At 67.5% G+C, this 17788-nt stretch carries 18 protein-coding genes; 11 read left to right on the forward strand and 7 right to left on the reverse strand.

The annotated features are described in order from the left end of the window. Nucleotides 1-153: 153 nt before the first annotated feature. Nucleotides 154-1002: a hypothetical protein gene (locus AB0L82_RS12525; protein WP_364634335.1), complete on the reverse strand. Its 849-nt coding sequence runs from the start codon at nt 1000-1002 to the stop codon at nt 154-156. Nucleotides 1003-1154: 152 nt separating this feature from the next. Here AB0L82_RS12525 and AB0L82_RS12530 point away from each other — a divergent pair, with 152 nt between their 5' ends. Continuing rightward, complete coding sequence (locus AB0L82_RS12530; RefSeq protein ID WP_364634337.1) at nt 1155-2693, forward strand: DHA2 family efflux MFS transporter permease subunit; 1539 nt, start codon at nt 1155-1157, stop codon at nt 2691-2693. Further along, complete coding sequence (locus AB0L82_RS12535) at nt 2690-3709, forward strand: sigma-70 family RNA polymerase sigma factor (RefSeq protein ID WP_364634340.1); 1020 nt, start codon at nt 2690-2692, stop codon at nt 3707-3709. The genes AB0L82_RS12530 and AB0L82_RS12535 overlap by 4 nt, the downstream gene beginning before the upstream one ends. Nucleotides 3710-3837: 128 nt before the next feature. On the opposite strand, the gene AB0L82_RS12540 is transcribed toward AB0L82_RS12535, so the two are convergent. After that, a complete protein-coding gene (locus tag AB0L82_RS12540) occupies nt 3838-4350 on the reverse strand; it encodes a hypothetical protein (RefSeq protein ID WP_364634342.1) in 513 nt (170 codons plus the stop codon). Further along, complete coding sequence (locus AB0L82_RS12545; protein WP_364634344.1) at nt 4347-5849, reverse strand: alkaline phosphatase; 1503 nt, start codon at nt 5847-5849, stop codon at nt 4347-4349. The genes AB0L82_RS12540 and AB0L82_RS12545 overlap by 4 nt, the downstream gene beginning before the upstream one ends. Before the next feature lie 427 nt (nt 5850-6276). Here AB0L82_RS12545 and AB0L82_RS12550 point away from each other — a divergent pair, with 427 nt between their 5' ends. From AB0L82_RS12550 to AB0L82_RS12580, 7 genes are all read left to right on the forward strand, one after another. After that, nucleotides 6277-8715 carry a nitrate- and nitrite sensing domain-containing protein gene (locus tag AB0L82_RS12550; protein ID WP_364634347.1) on the forward strand — a complete coding sequence of 813 codons (2439 nt, stop codon included), beginning with the start codon at nt 6277-6279 and terminating at the stop codon, nt 8713-8715. Next, entirely contained in the window at nt 8693-9100 is a 408-nt protein-coding gene (locus AB0L82_RS12555; protein WP_364634349.1) for a roadblock/LC7 domain-containing protein, read from the forward strand. The genes AB0L82_RS12550 and AB0L82_RS12555 overlap by 23 nt, the downstream gene beginning before the upstream one ends. A gap of 8 nt (nt 9101-9108) precedes the next feature. After that, entirely contained in the window at nt 9109-9681 is a 573-nt protein-coding gene (locus AB0L82_RS12560; RefSeq protein ID WP_364634351.1) for an ATP/GTP-binding protein, read from the forward strand. A 101-nt stretch (nt 9682-9782) separates the two neighbouring features. Continuing rightward, on the forward strand, nt 9783-12365 hold the full coding sequence (locus tag AB0L82_RS12565; protein WP_364634354.1) for a nitrate- and nitrite sensing domain-containing protein: 2583 nt from the start codon (nt 9783-9785) through the stop codon (nt 12363-12365). After that, nucleotides 12343-12768, forward strand: coding sequence for a roadblock/LC7 domain-containing protein (locus AB0L82_RS12570; RefSeq protein ID WP_067563521.1), 426 nt, complete (start codon nt 12343-12345; stop codon nt 12766-12768). Before AB0L82_RS12565 ends, AB0L82_RS12570 begins: the two co-directional genes overlap by 23 nt. After that, a complete protein-coding gene (locus AB0L82_RS12575) occupies nt 12768-13142 on the forward strand; it encodes a DUF742 domain-containing protein (RefSeq protein WP_364634358.1) in 375 nt (124 codons plus the stop codon). Before AB0L82_RS12570 ends, AB0L82_RS12575 begins: the two co-directional genes overlap by 1 nt. Beyond that, nucleotides 13123-13716 (forward strand): ATP/GTP-binding protein, encoded by a 594-nt coding sequence (locus tag AB0L82_RS12580; RefSeq protein WP_364634361.1) that lies wholly within the window; start codon nt 13123-13125, stop codon nt 13714-13716. The genes AB0L82_RS12575 and AB0L82_RS12580 overlap by 20 nt, the downstream gene beginning before the upstream one ends. A 68-nt stretch (nt 13717-13784) precedes the next feature. Here AB0L82_RS12580 and AB0L82_RS12585 read toward each other — a convergent pair whose 3' ends face one another. Further along, the gene (locus AB0L82_RS12585) at nt 13785-14540 is read right to left on the reverse strand and encodes a phosphotransferase (RefSeq protein WP_364634364.1); all 756 of its coding nucleotides are present in this window, start codon (nt 14538-14540) and stop codon (nt 13785-13787) included. Between the two features lie 23 nt (nt 14541-14563). Beyond that, a complete protein-coding gene (locus AB0L82_RS12590) occupies nt 14564-15121 on the reverse strand; it encodes a helix-turn-helix domain-containing protein (protein ID WP_364634367.1) in 558 nt (185 codons plus the stop codon). Between the two features lie 94 nt (nt 15122-15215). Here AB0L82_RS12590 and AB0L82_RS12595 point away from each other — a divergent pair, with 94 nt between their 5' ends. Further along, the gene (locus AB0L82_RS12595; RefSeq protein ID WP_364634370.1) at nt 15216-15620 is read left to right on the forward strand and encodes a nuclear transport factor 2 family protein; all 405 of its coding nucleotides are present in this window, start codon (nt 15216-15218) and stop codon (nt 15618-15620) included. A gap of 11 nt (nt 15621-15631) precedes the next feature. Here AB0L82_RS12595 and AB0L82_RS12600 read toward each other — a convergent pair whose 3' ends face one another. Both AB0L82_RS12600 and AB0L82_RS12605 read right to left on the reverse strand, forming a co-directional pair. Further along, a complete protein-coding gene (locus AB0L82_RS12600) occupies nt 15632-16024 on the reverse strand; it encodes a RidA family protein (protein WP_364634373.1) in 393 nt (130 codons plus the stop codon). Next, a complete protein-coding gene (locus AB0L82_RS12605) occupies nt 16021-16602 on the reverse strand; it encodes a DinB family protein (protein ID WP_364634376.1) in 582 nt (193 codons plus the stop codon). The genes AB0L82_RS12600 and AB0L82_RS12605 overlap by 4 nt, the downstream gene beginning before the upstream one ends. Nucleotides 16603-16665: 63 nt before the next feature. On the opposite strand from AB0L82_RS12605, the gene AB0L82_RS12610 reads away from it, so the two are divergent. Next, nucleotides 16666-17673, forward strand: coding sequence for a YafY family protein (locus AB0L82_RS12610; protein ID WP_364634379.1), 1008 nt, complete (start codon nt 16666-16668; stop codon nt 17671-17673). Nucleotides 17674-17788: the final 115 nt, after the last annotated feature.

The raw sequence follows: 17788 nt of genomic DNA on the forward strand, positions 1-17788 counted from the left end.
TTACCGGGCACCCGTGACGGTTGAGTCCGAGATACGGCCGGTCGAGCCGGGTTTCCGTCCGAGAATGTCGGCAATCGCGCTCGCCCGCAACGCACGAAGACATTGCCGGTGCGGCTTGGAAAGCCACACCGGCAATGTCGTATGCGAGATGGATCAGGGCTTCGGCGCGCAATTGGCGGGCGGGACAATGCCCTGGTTGGCGACGTTGTTGCCGAGCAGAACCGTGGTCTTGGCCTCCACCGACGCCTGACCGGGCGCGGAGATCTTCACGGTGAAGGACTGGGTCTTCTCCTGTGCGGTCGCGGTGCACAGTGCGGTCCAGGCGATCTTCTGGCCGTTGTCGATGATCGAGAAGCCGACGTAGTTCTTCTTGGGCTCCGAGCTGGTCACCAGTTCGATCTTCGGGGTGACTCCGGCCGGGGCGTCGACCAATTCGGAAATGGGGGTCTCGGCGCGCCCGAAGGTGTTGACCGAGGCCACATCCGTCTTGGCGACCAACTGTGTGCCCTGTGCGCCACCCGCGGAGACGACGACCAGGGTGTTGGAGGAGGCGCTGGTGTCGAACGCGCCGTTCGGGGCGAAGCCCTTGACCACCGCGTCACTGGAGATAGTGGTGTTCGGCGGCGTCTGGCCGTCGACCATGACGGTCATGGTCGCCGACGCGGTCTTGTTCTTGGTGACCTCGCCCAGGGTGAAGGACACCTTCTGCCCGCCCAGCTTGTTGCCGCCGGATTCGTAGACGGTGCCGTTCGGAATGGTCACTTCGGCAATGACATTGGAGAACGAGTCGTTTCCGGCGGTGCTCACCGTGACGGTGCACGCCACTTCGTCACCGGGGAAGAGCTTGCCGGGGGTCTGCAGATCGCGGCACTCGTATTTGGTGGTCGGGCCCGCCACGGCGTACGCCGGAGCCGCGGCGATCTGGAGCGCGCCGGCGGCGAGTGCGAATGCCGAAGCGACCATCACGGCACGTTTCAGGGCGGGCTTGGGGGCACTGGTCATTGTCTTCTCACCTTCTTGGTGTTCGTGGGTTCTGCACCAAGAGTCGGTGCGGTGACTCTGCATCCACCAACGAAGCACTAACGGCTCCGATGAATCCGGCCGGGCTCGCCGGTATGTATTCGCGACACCCCTTCGGAGAAGGACTGCACGCGATGACAATGACCGTCGGTCAGCGCTGGGTACTGGCGCTCACCTCACTCACCGGATTGATGATCGTGCTGGACGCATTGGTCGTCACCACGGCCATGCACGCCATCCAACTCGACCTGCACGCCTCGATCGGGGCACTGGAATGGACCATCAATGCCTACAACCTGAGCTTCGCGGTACTGCTGATGGCGGGCGCGGCGCTCGGCGAACGGTACGGGCGCAGGCGCGTACTGGCGACGGGGCTGACGCTGTTCACCGTCGCCTCGGCCGGATGCGCGCTGGCGCCCGATCTGGGCTGGCTGATCGCCGCGCGGACGGTGCAGGGCGTCGGCGCGGCCGCGGTCATGCCGGTCGCCGTGGCCCTGCTGTCGGCCGCCTTCCCGCCGGATCAACGTCCGCGCGCGCTCGGATTCTTCGCCGCCACAACGGGATTGGCGACTCTCGGCGGCCCATTGGCCGGCGGTGCGGTGGTGCAGGGGCTGGCCTGGCAGTGGATCTTCTGGATCAATGTGCCGATCGGGGCGGTGCTGATACCGCTGGTGCGCACCCGCCTGGCCGAAAGCTTCGGCGAGGCACGGAGAGTGGATTACGCCGGGATAGCGCTGGTGAGCATCGCGGCGTTCGGCGCGGTATGGGGCCTGATTCGCGGCAATGAATCCGGTTGGGGCAGTACCGAAGTCATTGCGGCGTTCGTGGCGGGCGCGGCAGGGTTGATCGCCTTCGTGCGCTGGGAGCTGCGGACGACCGCACCGTTGATCCCGATGCGATTCTTCACCTCCCGCGCGTTCAGTGCGGGCAATGCGGCGAGCTTCCTGCTCACCGCCTCCATCTTCAGCGGCGCGTTCTTCTTCACCCAATTCCTCCAGGTGGCACAGCAATACGGTCCGCTGGGCGCGGGTCTGCGCCTCGCGCCGTGGACGGTGACGCTGTTCTTCGTCGCCCCCGTCGCGGGCAAACAGGTCAACAGGTTCGGCGAACGCCCGCTGGTGGTGCTCGGCCTGCTGTTGCAGACGATCGGATACGGCTGGATCGCGCTCATCGCCCGTCCCGACCTGCCGTACGCGATGCTGGTCGCACCCTTCGTGATCGCGGGTATCGGCGCGTCGATGGCCATACCCTCCGCCCAGAGCGCCGTGCTGCGGGCGGTTCCCATCTCCGCGGTCGGGGCCGCGTCCGGAACCTACAACGCACTGCGCCAACTCGGCGGCGCGTTCGGAATCGCGGTCCCCGCAGCGGTTTTCGCGGCCGTGGGCGGGTACGAGTCCGCGCACGCGTTCACCGACGGCTTCATCGCCGCGATCATCGCCGGTGCGCTGCTCGCGCTGGCCGGGGCGCTGGCGGGTCTACTGATTCCCGCCGGAGCGCCCACCGCGCCGGATGCGATCTCCTCGACGGGAGCGGCTGGTCCGGTGGGCGATAAGACCCCGCTCGATGCCGATGCCGATGCCGATGCCGATGCCGATGCCCTTGCCGATGCCGTTCGCGTCGCGAGCGCCGTGGGCGCGCACGCATCCGTCACGCGCACCGGGACCACCGCATGACCGCTCCGGCCGCTCGGGCCCCCGAATCGTCGGTAGGTTCGACTCCCATGACGGTCAGCGCCGAATTCGCGACCCGCACCGCACCATTCCGCCCGGAACTGCTCGCGCACTGCTACCGCATGCTCGGTTCGATCCACGAGGCCGAGGATCTGGTGCAGGAGACCATGTTGCGGGCCTGGAGGGCCGCGGACCGGTTCGACGAGCGGCGGGCGTCCCTGCGCACATGGCTGTATCGGATCGCCACCAATGCCTGTCTGACCGCGCTGGAACAGCGCGACAGGCGGGCGCTCCCCAGCGGTCTCGCGGGTCCGAGCCCCGTATTGGACACCTCTCCGCCCCGGCATCCGGAGGTTCCGTGGCTGGAGCCCATTCCCGATGGGCTGCTGGGCAATTCGGCCGATGATCCGGCCACGGTGGTGGCGGCGCGCAGCGGTGTGCGGCTCGCGTTCATCGCGGCGCTGCAATTTCTGCCCGCCCGCCAGCGGGCGGTGCTGATCCTGCGCGATGTGCTGGCCTGGTCGGCGGCCGAGGTCGCCGAACTCCTGGACACCTCCCCCGCCGCCGTCAACAGCGCGCTGCAACGCGCGCACGCCCACCTGGAGGAGGTCGCCCCGATGCTCGACCAGATGTCGGAGTCATTGAGCCCGGACGAGCGGGCAACCGTCGACCGCTATATGCACGCCTTCGGCAATGCCGATATGCGCGCGCTGGCCGAACTGCTCCGCGACGACGCGGTGATGGAGATGCCGCCCGCCCTGGTGTGGTTCGCGGGACGCACGCACGTGGTGGATTTCTTCACCGCCAAAACCTGCGCGGATCCGAGCAGATGGCGGCTGGTGCGCACGGCGGCGAATACCCAACCGGCCGTAGCGTGTTATCTGCGGGGTGCGGACGGAGTCCATCACGCGCATGCGATTCATGTACTGACGGTGTCGGATTCGGCGATCGAGCGGATCACCGTATTCCTGGATCCGCGTTTGTTCCCGCGCTTCGGGTTGCCCCCGGCCCTGCCGTAACGCGGCCCACCGGGCAGCTGTCACGCGCGCCGGATTCCATTCCGCTGCGCGCGAATTCGCTGAACTGCCAAGCGAGCCCGCGTGCGCCGGTGCACACGCGGGCTCGCCAGTGGTGTTGCGGTCCGGCGCTATTCGTTCACCAGCACCGGAATCGACAGCACCGCGGCGGAAACCGCCGCCCCCGCCGGAGCCGGAATGGTGAAGTCGATGCCGTCGTCGTGCGGGATATGCGTCCCGCCGCCCATGGCCTCCTCATCGGCATGGTCGAAATGCCCCGTGCCGACGAGCTTTCCGGCCGCGTCGTAGAACGCCGCCTGCACCTCGAGGGCGAGCACATCGCTCACATCGGTGGTGATGGCCAGCCGTCCATGCACCGTGGTCCCGTCCAGCCGGGTGCCGGTCAGCTGAATTCGATCGGTGAACGGTCCGGGTTCGAGACGCACCTCGCCCGGTCCGGCGGTGATCGAAGCGGCGGGCGCCACAGCGGGTTTCGCCGCGTAGGACGGCGTTGTCACCGTGGCCGGCGCACTCGCGGTCTGCGAATTCGAGCACGCGGTCCCCAGCGTGGTCGTCAGCAGCAGTCCCGCGAGCAGCACGACCCGTGCCGAACCCTTGCGCCGCGCAACACCATTCATGCTCACGGCAGCAGGGCCTTGTGCATCTTGGTGTACAGCGCGGTGTTGTCCTGGCTGGCGGCGAAGACGTCACCGCCCGGACCGTACGCGTAGATCATCACGTCCGCGCCGGTGTGGTTACCGGACAGGTAGGTCAGCCACAGACTTGCCTCGGGCGAACCGTCCTTGACCTCGGGCTTGTCATTCGGGGTGCGGAAGGTCGCCGGGGCGAAGTTCTTCGGATCGTTCGAGCCCGCACCGTTGATCAGGCCGCTGGAGCGCGCCGGATCCTTCACGTTCTCCTTGCCGTCGCGCGAGGGCAGGGAGTTGTTGGCGGTATTGCCCGCATCCACATTGGTGGGCGGAGCGATCGCCTCGGCATTGGTGAAGGTGTTCTTCTCGATGATGTTGAAGCCCGCGCACTCGTGGTCGGCGGTGACGATGACCAGGGTGTGCTTATCCTTCTTGGCGAAGTCCATGGCCGCGGCGACGGCGTCGTCGAACGCCTTCATCTCGTCGAGAGTCTGGGCCGCGTCATTGGCGTGCGAGCGCTTGTCGATCTGCGCGCCCTCGATCTGGAGCAGGAAGCCCTTGCTGTCCTTGCGGTTCGACAGCAGGTCGATGGCCTTGGTCGCCATGGCGGCCAGGGTCGGCTCCTGCTTCTGCGGTGCCGAGTCCGGCAGCGCGTTGCGGGCCGCGGTGACCGTCAGATTGCCGCGGTTGAACAGGCCGATGACCTTATCGCTCTTGGTCGCGGTCAGGTCCGCGGCCGTGGCGACCTGCTGGCTGTCGGCGGTCTGCGCCTTGAGCGCGGGATCGCCCATATTGCCCAGCACCTGATAACCCTTGTCGGTCAAGGACTTCTGGTCATCGGGTTCGAAGCGGGCCAGGCCGCCGCCGAAGATGACGTCGGCGGTGCCGTTGCGCGCGATCTGCTCGGCGATCGGGGTCACCAGCGTCTTATCGGCGGGTGCGGCCTCGTAGCTGCCGTCGGACTTCTTGGGCAGGCAGGTGGCCTCGGTGAACGTCGGTCCCTGGCAGCCGCGCAGCAGCGCATGGCTGAACATGCCCGCCGGGGTGGCGTCGGTGATCTCGGCGGTGCTGACATTGCCGGTGGCGAAACCGGCCGCCTTGGCCTGCTCCATCAGCGTGGGCACGGATTTGCCGTAGGCGTCCACGCCGATGGCGGCGTTGTAGGTCTTGACGCCCGACGCCCAGGCGGTGGCAGCGGACGCGGAGTCTGTCACCAACGAGGGCTTATCGCTGTTCGGCTCCACCGCGTAGGTGGCCACCGCGCCGACATAGGGCAGCTGCTCCATGTTCAGCCGTCCGTTGGCGCCGACGAAGCGTTCCCGGGCCGCGGTGATGTGGCTGCGCCCCATACCGTCGCCGAGCAGGTAGATGATGTTGTGCACTTCGTTGTCGGCTTTTTTGTCCGAGCCACAACCCGCGACCAGGGTCGAGCCCACGAACGCGGCGGTGATGGCCGCGACCGCGCCGAGCCAGGCGCGTTTCTTGTGCTGCACTTCGTTCCCTCCAACCTTCGCGGCACGGGGTCTCCGTGCGCGACCCGCTGTACCCCGGGCGCGGCGAACGTATCCCTGGGCGGTTGCCCGAATCCGACGCGGAGCTGTCGATTCGGTGAACGTATGTCATGACAACTGACATGGGGTGGATGACACGGGCACTATTTCCGGGTCCCGCGAACCGGCTACACGCGCGGGAATGCGGGGCTATTCTCTGGTCACCAGGCTCCAATCGCATAGCGCAGGTGGTGATCCGGGAGTGGCCGGACCGTGGGCGAGAAATACTCTCGCGCAACGGATTCAACGATTGTTCCGGTGTCTGCGCGTCCGCGATCGCATACCGGACGGCCGGTCTTCGAGTCAAATCCCGTCCCGCTCAAAAGGACTCGCGTGGGTGTTCCGGCCACCGGATGGCTACCCTCGGGCAATGCTCACCAGGCGGCTCGGGGTGCGGACCCGGATTCTGGCCATCGCACTCGTGCCCAGTCTGGCGCTGGTGGTGATCGGCGTCGGCGCGACCGGATACCTCGTGGACCGCTCCAACACCGCCCAGGACTGGGCCGATGAAATGCGCGACGGTGTCGCACCCACCCGCGAACTCATCGAGGCGCTCGAATCCGAGCGCCGAATCACGCTGTGGCGCATCGCCGGAGCCGATACCGATCTGCACGCCCTGGCCGCCGCCCGCCAGCGCCTGGATATCGCTCTCACCCAGCTCGCGCCCGCGCAATCGCGGTTGAGCAGCATCGGGCCCCGCGCCATGGGCGACACCACCTCCGCGCTCACCGATCTTGGCAAGCGGCTCACCCTGATTCGCGCCGGACTCGACGCGGGCACCCTCGCGCTCGGCGACGCGGACGCCTTCTACAGCTCCATGCCGCAGCTCGTGCTCGCCGGTGTGCGCATCGCCCAGCAGACCGCCCCGGACGCGCCCACCGCCATCGAACTCGCGTCCGCCAGTGAGGTATTGCAGAGCCTCGAGGCCATGAGCCGGGCGAACGCGCTGGGTGCGGCGCTCATCGACGGCGGCGGCGGACTCACTCACGACCTGGCCAATGAATATCTGCGGCTGCTCGGCTTCTATCACAATCGCGTCGACCGGCTCATCGGCGACGGCGACCCGCGGCAGGCCGCCGCCGCGAAAGCCCTTGTCTCCGGGGCGGCCTGGCAGCGACTGGGCGCGATGGAGGTATCGCTGACCCAGCGCGCCGTGCCGCGCGCGGAGGGCGCGACGTTCAAACCCGCCCCGCTGCCGCTGACCACCGCCGAGTGGGAGGGTGTGGCGAACGAGGTCAACACCGCGCTCGCCGATCTGTGGCAGGCGCAGAACATCGAGGCGCAGCGGCTCGCCGGTGACGCCGCCGCCGACACCACCCGGAACTCACTGCTCACCGGCGCGGCCATGGTGGTCACCGCGCTCGGCGCGATCCTGGTGGCGCTGGCACTGGCCAATCGAATCATTCGGCGGCTGCGGCGACTTCGCGACGAGACCATCGCCCTGGCGGACGATCAACTCCCCGATACCATGCGGCGGCTCGCGGACGGTGAACAGGTCGACATCGATACCGCCTCTCCCGCACTGAAATTCGGCGGCGATGAAATCGGCCAGGTGGCAGACGCTTTCAGTCATGCGCACACCGCCGCCATCTCCGCCGCGGTCACCGAATCGCGCACCCGCGAGGGCGTCAAGGCGGTCTTCCTCAATATCGCGCACCGCAGCCAGATCGTGGTGCACCGGCAGTTGGAGCTGCTGGACGAGGCCGAATCCAAGCAGGAGGATCCGGTCCTGCTGGAAACCTTCTTCCTGCTCGACCATCTCGCCACCCGCGAACGCCGCAATGCCGAGAACCTGGTCATCCTCGCCGGTGGCCGTCCCGGTCGCCAATGGCGGAACCCCGTGCCTCTGATGGAATTGGTGCGCAGCGCGGTCGGTGAAACCGTGGACTACAAGCGGGTCCGCACCGGCAAGCTGCCGCAGAGTTTCATAGTCGGCGTCGCGGTCGGCGATCTCATCCATCTGCTGGCCGAACTCATCGACAATGCCGCGCACTTCTCGCCGCCGCAGTCGCACGTGCGGATCACCGGCAATACCGTGGGCCGCGGTGTGGCCCTGGAGATCATCGATCAGGGCGTCGGCGTCGGCGAGGAAGAGCTCGAGCGCATCAACACCCTGCTCGCGACCGCCGCCGGTATCGGGCTCACCAGCTTCTCCAGCGATTCGCGCCTGGGCCTGTTCGTGGTCTCGCAACTCGCTGCCCGGCACAGTATCTCGGTTCGCCTCTCGGAATCCGATTACGGCGGCCTGCGTGCGATCGTGCTGATCCCGGCCGCCCTCATCGCCGGTGAGACGCCCTCCCCGGACTACAGCTCCGGCCAGCTCCCGATCCCCCGCCGCGCCGAATTCCGCCCGGACACCGGCGAACTCCCGGTGCTCGACGCGCCCTCGGCGCGGGACAGCGGTCACGACGCCAACGAGGCGCGCTCGGACCGGCCGCGTGCCATCAGCCATGACGCGACCTACGGACCCCGAAGCGCGAACGCGGCGCGTCCGGGCGATATCGGGCGGCACGCGCGCCGCCCGCACGACACCCGCCCGTCGCTGCCCAAGCGCCGCCGGCAGGAAAGCCTCGCACCGGAATTGGCGCACGACCCAGCGCCGGGGCCGACCACCCCGGGACGGGACGCCGTCGGCCCCGGCACGGGTGCGCCGCCCGCATTGCCCGAGCGCAGTCCGGAACAGGCCCGAGACCTCATGTCCGCCATCGAGAACGGCACCCGGCAGGGCCGTCGCTCCGATCCGGGCACCCTCCCCCCATCCGACAACAATCGACAGGAAGGCGACGGTGAGTACTTCTCCCGCCGGTGACCTCGACTGGCTGCTCGACGATCTCGTCGACAAACTCGCCGGTGTGCGTCACGCCGTGGTTCATTCGACCGACGGTCTGCTGCTCGGCCGCTCCACCCGCATGCTGCGCGAGGACGCCGAACATTTCTCCGCCATGTCCTCCACGCTGTACGGGCTCTCCCGCAGTGCCGGACACCGTTTCGACGGCGGCGGCGTCCGGCAGGCGGTGATCGAACTCGATCGCGCGGTCTTATTCGTGACCGCCGCGGGCGCGAACGCCTGCCTGGCGCTACAGGCGGGCGCGGACGCGAATCTGGGCATGGTGGCCTATGAGATGAACCTGACCGTGCAGCGGGTGGGTTCGTTCCTGTCGACCGCGGCCCGTCGTTCCGGCGAATTCGGCTGAGCCCCCGCATGACCGGGTTCGAGGTGGACACCCCGCTGGCGCAATCGGTGAAGATCCTGATCGCGGGCGGTTTCGGGGTCGGCAAGACCACCATGGTCGGTTCGATCAGCGAGATCACCCCGCTGCGCACCGAGGAGATCATCACCGAACGCTCAGCGGGAATAGACGATCTCACCGGTGTGGAGGGTAAGACCACCACCACGGTGGGGCTGGATTTCGGCCGCATCACCATCGACGCGGGACTGGTGCTGTACCTGTTCGGCACCCCCGGCCAGGACAGATTCTGGTTCCTGTGGGACGAATTGGCGCGCGGGGCGCTCGGCGCGGTGATTCTGGCGGACACCCGCCGCCTGGAGAATTCGTTCGCCGCGATCGACTTCTTCGAACGCCGCGGCATCGGATTCACCGTCGGCGTCAACTGTTTCGAGGGTGCGCCGGTGTATTCGCCCGAAGAGATTCGCGATGCGCTGGACCTGGACGAACATGTGCCGATCCTGCTCTGCGACGCGCGTGATCGCAGCTCCTGCAAAGAGGTGCTGACCACCCTCGCCGAATATCTGATCACGCGCGCCCTGGCGTGAGGGTTTCATACCGGTGCATGCATGAGAACCTGTGTCAATCCTGTTCCCGCTCAATGAGATCAGCTTGACGAATGTGACGTTCATCCCGTTACGTTGCGCAGATGTTCAGAGCGAGACTCGGGGTCCGGACCCGTGTTCTCGCCATCGCATTGGTTCCGAGCCTCGCGCTGCTCGTGATCGGTGTGGGTGGCGCGGGATACTTGGTGGTGGAAGGCAAGAACGCGCGAGAGTGGGCGGACGCACTGACGGCCGCCACTCCTCTTTCCAAGGAGCTGGTCAGCTCGGTGCAGCTGGAACGCCAGCTCACCCTGGCGCAGCTGGCCGGTGACGAACCCAATCCGAAGGCCCTGACCCAGGCCAGGACTCGCCTCGACAACGCACTGCGCGGCATGTCGGGCACCACCAAGGATATGGAGGCGCTCGGCCCGCAGGAGGTCACCGGCGATGTCGGCGGGTTCCTCACCCTGACCCGCTCGCTCGCGGCCGTGCGCACCCAGATCGACGGCAACGCACTGCCGTTGACCGATGCCTACAACTTCTACGGACATCTGCTCGACCTCATCTCCGTCGGCACCCGCGCCGTGGAGACCACCGCGCCCAATCCGGAAGTCGCCATCGAGACCGCGGCGACCCTGGAGATCGTCTCGGCGTCCGAAATGCTTTCGCGGGCAGACTCATTGGCCGAAGTGCTGCTCCGGGACGGAACGCTCGCGCCGGATCTGGCCATCGAATTCTCGCGGGTGCTCGGCGCGTACCGCGTCAATATCGGCGTCCTCGCGGGCGCGGACGGCAGTAAGGGCAAGCCCGCCTTCCAGGCGGTGGTCAACGACCCGAACTGGCAGAAGCTGATCATGATGGAGAATGTGCTGCTGGCACGCGCCATCGATCCCATGACCGCGGCTCCGGTGAAAGCCGGTGCCACGCAACCGGTCGCGCCGCTCACCTTCACCCCGCAGGAATGGCGCGATACGGTCACCGCCGTCAACAAATCGCTGCTGGACATGTGGGACGCGCAGAGCCGGTACGCGCTCGGCCTGGCCGGTGACGCCGCCGATAAGAACGCCCGCAACTCGGCCATCGCCGGTGGCGCCATGCTGCTGGTATCGCTGTCCGCGTTCCTGGTGGCGCTGCTGCTCGCGAACCGAATCATCGGTCGGCTCAAGCGACTTCGCAATCAGACCTTCCTGCTCGCCGATGAGCGACTACCCGAGATCATGTCGCAGCTGCGCGAGGGCAAGACCGTCGAAGTCTCTACCGAGACACCGGAAATGGACTTCGGCACCGATGAGATCGGGCAGGTGGCAAAGGCTTTCGGTCACGCGCACAGCGCCGCCGTCGCCGCCGCGGTCACCGAGGCCCGCACCCGCGAGGGTGTGAAGGCGGTCTTCCTCAATATCGCGCACCGCAGCCAGGTGGTGGTGCACCGGCAGCTCGAGGTGCTCGACGAGGCCGAGGCCAAGCAGGAGGATCCGGCGCTGCTGGAGATCTTCTTCCGCCTGGACCACCTCGCCACCCGTGAACGCCGCAATGCCGAGAACCTGATCATCCTCGCGGGTGGTCAGCCCGGACGGCAGTGGCGAAACCCGGTGCAGCTCATCGAGGTTGTGCGAAGCGGTGTGGGTGAGGCGCTGGACTACACCCGCGTCAAGATCACTCGACTGCCCGAGGTCGCGGTCGCCGGCAGCGCCGTCGCCGACCTCGTGCACCTGCTCGCCGAACTCGTCGACAACGCCGCGCACTTCTCGCCGCCGCAGTCGCAGGTCGAGGTGCGCGGCAATGTGGTCGGTAAGGGCATCGCCATCGAGATCGTCGATCAGGGCATGGGCATGCAGGAGGCCGAACTCGCCCGCATCAACGATATGCTGCGCAACCCACCGGATTTCGGCGTCAACACGCTCTCGGAGGATTCCCGCCTCGGCATGTTCGTGGTGGCGCAGCTGGCGGTCCGCAACGGCATCTCGGTGCGGCTCGCCGAATCCGATTACGGCGGCGTGCGCGCCATCGTGCTGGTCCCGTCCTCGCTCACCGTCGACGGGGGCCGCCGCACCGGCGAAATCCCGGCCGTGCCGGCGGCATTCGACACCGGGCAATTCCACGCCGCACTGGCCGCCGAGACCGCCAAACAGCTCGAGGCACAGCAGCAGTTCGAGGCGTCCAAGACGCCCAAACCACTCGATGCCCCACCGGCGTTCGAAGCGCCCCGGCAGCTCGAACCCCCCGCCGGGCTGCCGTCCTTCTCCAACCAAGCTCTTCCGGCCCGCCCTGAACCCCGCGCACCGGAGCGTCAAATGTCCTTCGACACCCCGCGGCCGTTCGAACCGCCGACGCAGCCGAACTCGAATCGCCCGCAGTCGTTTTCCCGGCCCGCACCCGAGCCGCAACCGGAAAACGATTTCCGCTCTCGCGATTTCGACCGATCCCAGTACACTGGCTCGGACGTCCGGCCCGAGCTCCCGCGAAGGCGCCGGCAGGCAAGTCTCGCACCGGAATTGGCGCAGGAGACGGCGGCTACCGAAGCGCCCGATCAGCCCACCCGCACGGCCGAGCAGGCCCGAGACCTTTTCTCCGCCATCGAAAACGGAACCAGGCAGGGCCGCCGGGCCGATCCCGGCGCGGGCGAGCCTGTGTCCAAGCATTTCCAGGACCGACAGGAAGGCGACGGTGACCACCTCAAACGCTGGTGATCTCAACTGGCTACTCGATGATCTGGTGGATCGGCTCGCGGGCGTCCGGCACGCGGTGGTGCATTCCACCGACGGTCTGCTGCTCGGGCGCTCCTCCGCGATGAGCAGGGAGGACGCCGAGCACTTCGGCGCCATGTCCTCCACCCTCTACGGACTCGCACGCAGCGCGGGCAGCCGGTTCGACGGCGGCGGCGTACGCCAGGCGGTCATCGAACTGGATCGCGCCGTACTGTTCGTGACCGCGGCGGGCAGCCACGCCTGCCTCGCGCTGCAGGCCAATGAGCAGGCCAATCTCGGCATGGTCGCCTACGAGATGAACCTGACCGTGCAGCGCGTCGGCACCTATCTGTCCACCACGCCGCGCCATCATCTGGCCGGACAGGTTAACCCCAGGCTGTCATGATGGCGCGGCCGGGGGATCACTGGTTCGACGATGCAGCAGGTCCATTGGTGCGCCCATACGCCAGGACCGGCGGTCGAACCATGGGCGCTGGGCATGATTTGGACATGCTCACGGTAGTGGTGGTGCCGAACGCGGCCCCACCGCTGCGCCGGGTGGAACCGGAATACGGCGACATCGTGCGCTTGTGCAGGCTTCCGCTGTCCGTCGCCGAAGTATCGGCGGCCCTGCGGCTGCCTCTTGCAGTGACCAAGATCCTCGTCGGCGACCTCATCTCCGACGGCATCCTCAAGTTCCGTGCGCCCGTCTCTCCCGACGCGGCGCCCGGTGACCTCAACATTTTGCGAGCTGTACTCGATGGCATCCGAAAACTTTGACCAATCCCAGCCCATGGCCGCGTCGGTGAAGATCCTCATCGCGGGCGGTTTCGGCGTGGGCAAGACGACTATGGTGGGGGCGCTCAGCGAAATCACGCCGCTGAGAACCGAAGAACTCATCACCGAACTCTCCGCCGGGGTCGACGACCTGCGCGGCGTGGAGGGCAAGACCACCACCACGGTGGCACTGGACTTCGGCCGCATCACCATCGACCGAAACCTGGTGCTGTACCTGTTCGGCACCCCCGGCCAGGACCGATTCTGGTTCCTCTGGGACGAATTGGCCCGTGGCGCACTCGGCGCGGTGGTGCTGGCCGACACCCGCCGCCTCGAAAGCTCCTTCGCCGCAATCGATTTCTTCGAACGCCGCGGTGTGGCGTTCACGGTAGCGGTGAACTGCTTCGAGAACGCACCCCTCTACACCCCGGTGGAAGTCCGCGACGCCCTGGACCTCGACGAGCAGATCCCCGTCCTGCTCTGCGACGCCCGCGACCGCGCCTCCGCCAAGAACGTCCTGATGACGCTGGTGGAATACCTGATCACCCGCGCCGCAGCCGCCCCCGTGGCCACCTGAACCACCTCGCCACGACAACAGCGCCCGCCCTTGCCAGTTCAGGGACGGGCGCTGTTCTCGTCTCGCGGTCAGGACAGCCGGGTGAGCACTCCGGCCAGACCGTCCTCGACGACGGCGGCATCGTCGATGTCCAGACCGTGGATGACTTCGTGCCAGGGGCCGAGTCGATGCCAGATCAGCGCGCGGGCGCGCAATTGCGCTGTCACGCCGTAGGTTCGCGTGACAGCATCGCCGAATTCCGGTGGCGTGCCGAACAGTGCCCAGGCCAAATCGATGGCGGGATCCCCCAGGTGGGCGTCACCGAAATCGATGATGCCGCTGAGGGTTCCATTCTCGGCCAGCACGTGTTCGGGACCGAGATCGCCGTGTACGACGGTGCCGGCGGGTAGCGCCAACGCCGCATCCAGCAGCGACAACGCTGAACCTCGTTGTGCGGCAAGCAGTAGCGGCACGACCTCGGTTCGGAAGCGGCCGATATCGGCCGCCCGCTCGGTCCTGGTGTGCGCTTCGGGCGGGAGGCCGTGCCGTACCGCGTCATTCGCGGGGATGTCGTGCAGTGCGCGCAGGAACTCCCCCAGCGCCCGGCCGTGATTCGCCGTCGGATCGGTCAGTTCCGCGCCCGGAACGAATCGATGGCGCAGTATCAGCGGCTCCTCGCTCACGACGCCGGGTACGGGGACGGGAAGCGGTAATCGCGGTGCCAGCCAAGGCATCAGGCGCGCCTCGCGGCGCAACTGCGCACCCACCTCGGGCCTGCGTGGCCGTCGTTCCACCCAGCCGTCGACCAATGCCGCTCGACTATCCCATCCGCCGTCGAATTCCATTCCACCACTGTGCCAGGGGCGGATCAGCGCAGGAGGCCGCGTGCGACCAGGGCGATCAGGGCGTCCGCGCGGCGGGCCGGGTCGGGGAGGGATTCGGTGGCGAGGGCGATGCCGTTGGCCAGATGCAGTAGATCCTCGACGGTGACCGTCGGATCGACGACGCCCTCGCGATGCGCGCGCTCGAGCAGCGGGCGGACCGCCTGTCGAATCATGGTGTGCGGCTCGAACTCCGGGGCGGAGTGGTAGCCGGTCAGGGCGGGGCCGAGGCCGCGGGCGGTGGCGGCGTGGGTGACGACATCGCGTATCCAGAGTACGAGGGCGTCACCGGCGTCGGGTGCGGTGAGCAGGTCGGCCGAGCGGTCGCAGAGCGCCTGTACGCGGGTGTGCAGCACCTCGCCCAGCAGGGCTGCGCGGCTGGGGAAATGGCGGTGCAGGGTGGCGGATCCGACGCCGGCGCGGCGGGCGATCTCCTCGAGCGATGCCTCGGCTCCGTCCTCGCCGATCACCTCACCGGCGGCCGCCAGCAGGCGATCGCGATTGCGTTGCGCGTCGGCGCGCAGCCGGACGGGTTGCTCGGCCATGGGTCGCGGTACCTTCTTGCTAAGTGGGGTGGGTCCCCCGTATCGTACCGAACTGTAACTGGGGTACCCCCTCCACTTAGTTCGAGGAAGTCTCATGTCGACCATCACCACCGCCGACCGCGTAGCGATCTACGAGGTCATCGCCCTGCACGGCCATCTGATCGACGACGGCGAATGGGACCGTCTCGGCGAGGTTTTCACCTCCGACATCGTTTTCGACATCACCGATTACGGCTACGGCACCCTGCACGGGCTCGACGCCATGCTGGATCTGGTGCGCGGCGTGCACGACGACAAGAATCAGGCGCTGGGCCATCACGTCACGAATACCGTCGTGACCGGTCGGGACGGCGATACGGTGTCGGCCCGCTCCAAGGGGCTGGGCGTCGCACCCGACGGAGGGGCCGGAACCGCCATCTACGAGGACACGCTGCGGCGGGAACCGCAGGGCTGGCGGATCAGCTATCGCAAAGCCATTGCCCGCCGCACCGAAAGCTGAACCACCGCAGACTATTCGGGAATGGTGGCCACCGCGTCTATCTCCACCAACGCGCCCGGCCGGCCGTGTGCGGCGGTCGTGATGACCGTGATGGCGGTGCGATGATCACCCCATACCGCCCGTGACGCGGCGAAGCCCGCTTGGGCGTCGACGCCGTTGACGATGTAGATATTGAGTTTCACCACATGCTCGGGATCGGTTCCGGCAGCGGCCAATACGGCCAGCACATTGCGCATCGCCTGTCGGGTCTGCGCCTCGATGCCGTCCAGCATGACGCCGTCGCCATCGGTACCGAGCTGCCCGCCGACGTACAGCGTCCGGCCCGCGGGCGCGATCACACCCTGGGTGAACGCCGGGTTGTAGTGCAGCTCTTCGGGATCGAGATGGATCGCCGCCGCGGTCATCGGTCGCCCGCCGCGGCATCGGTGTGCAGGTAGAGATCGCGCAGCAGCGAAACCTCCGAAAGATGGTGGATCAGTTCACGATTGATGTGCAGCACCAGTGCGGCCATCGGCAGTTCGGGGAAGGGCTCCTTCGAGCCGACCGGGGTGCGCAGTTCGGCCGCGCTGAGCCCCTTCACCCCTGCCAGCCACACTTCGACCTGAGTCTCCAACTGCTTCAAGGCATCCGCCGCACTTCCGGCGTACTCCCAATCGTCGTAGGAGGCCGCGGGCGCGCCGAAATGCACGGCATTGCGCGCGGCCAGCACACCGACGATCACATGCCCGAGCCGCCACGCGATGGTGGTGAAGGGTGCGGGCGTCGGGGTGGGGATGGCGTAGTCGATGGTGAAGTCGCCCGCCCCGGCCTGCACGGGTGCGGTCGAACTTCCCCGCTCCCGCACACTCCACGCGTCGGGCACCGGTGACCAGAAGTATTCGTGATCGGTGAGCCCGGTCAGCCGGGCGCGAATCTGGTTCTCCCAATGCCACTCCCATTGCTCCCGCAATGTCTGATTCCAGTCGAATTCGTTCGTATCCATGACAGCCACCCTCGCACCGATAGCGGACAGATCCGGTCCGCTATCTTGGACACGATGGGCGGTATGAACGAAGGATCCGAGGGCGAGCGCGGCACCACCGAGCGCGTCCTCACGCTCCTGGGACTGTTGCAGCAGCGGCAGGTCTGGACCGGACCCGAACTGGCCGGCCGTCTCGGTGTCACGCCGCGCACGGTGCGCCGCGATGTCGACCGGCTGCGCGCGCTCGGCTACCCCGTGCACGCCAGTCAGGGCGTCGGCGGCGGCTACCAGCTGGGGCGCGGTCAAGACCTGCCACCGCTGCTGCTCGATGACGAGGAGGCGATAGTCACCGCCGTCTCGCTGCTGCTCGGCGCGGGCGGTGCGCTCACGGGTGCGGGCGATGCCGCACTGCGCGCGCTCACCAAACTGGATCGGGTGCTGCCTGTGCGGCTCCGGCAACAGGTCCAAACCCTTACCGGCGCAATCGATTCCTTCGACGGCGGCCGTACCCCGATCGACCCCGATGTCCTGATGACGCTCGCACGAGCCTGCCGGGATCACCTCGAAGCCGCGTTCGAGTACCCCTCGTCCTCCGCGACCGGGCCCCGCCGCGTCGAGCCGTATCGCCTCGTCGCCTCCGATCGCCGCTGGTATCTGCTCGCCTACGACCTCGATCGCGCGGACTGGCGCACCTTCCGGGTGGACCGCATGAGCGCGGTCGCGTCCCGAACCTGGCGTTTCCGGCCGCGCCCCGCGCCCGATCCGGCTCCGTACGTCCAGGAAGCCGTGACTACCCGCGCCTACCCCGAACAAGCGGGCTTCCTGATCCACGCCCCCGCTGACACCGTTCGCGCGCAGGTACCGCCGTCGGCGGCCTCGGTGCACCCCCGGGATCGGGACACCTGTGAATTACGCAGCGGCGCAGCCAATCTCGATGCCATTCTCATGCATGTGGTGCTGCTCGGCCACGATTTCGAGGTCCTGTACCCGCCGGAGCTCATCGCCCGTTGCGGGTCTCTCGCGGCCACGCTCCGATCGGCCGGGCGCGACAGTGGGTCGTTGACCGCGTCCGATTTGCCCGAAAGTAGCTGAAATCAATGTTGACTGCGGGATTTTCAGTCTGCGAGGTCGGTTGACCCGCAAATATGTTGCGGGTGAGGACATTTGAAATCGGCTTCGTCACGACACGCGGTCGCAGTGGGGTTGC

The organism is Nocardia sp. NPDC052001 (assembly GCF_040680615.1).
Classification (GTDB): domain Bacteria; phylum Actinomycetota; class Actinomycetes; order Mycobacteriales; family Mycobacteriaceae; genus Nocardia.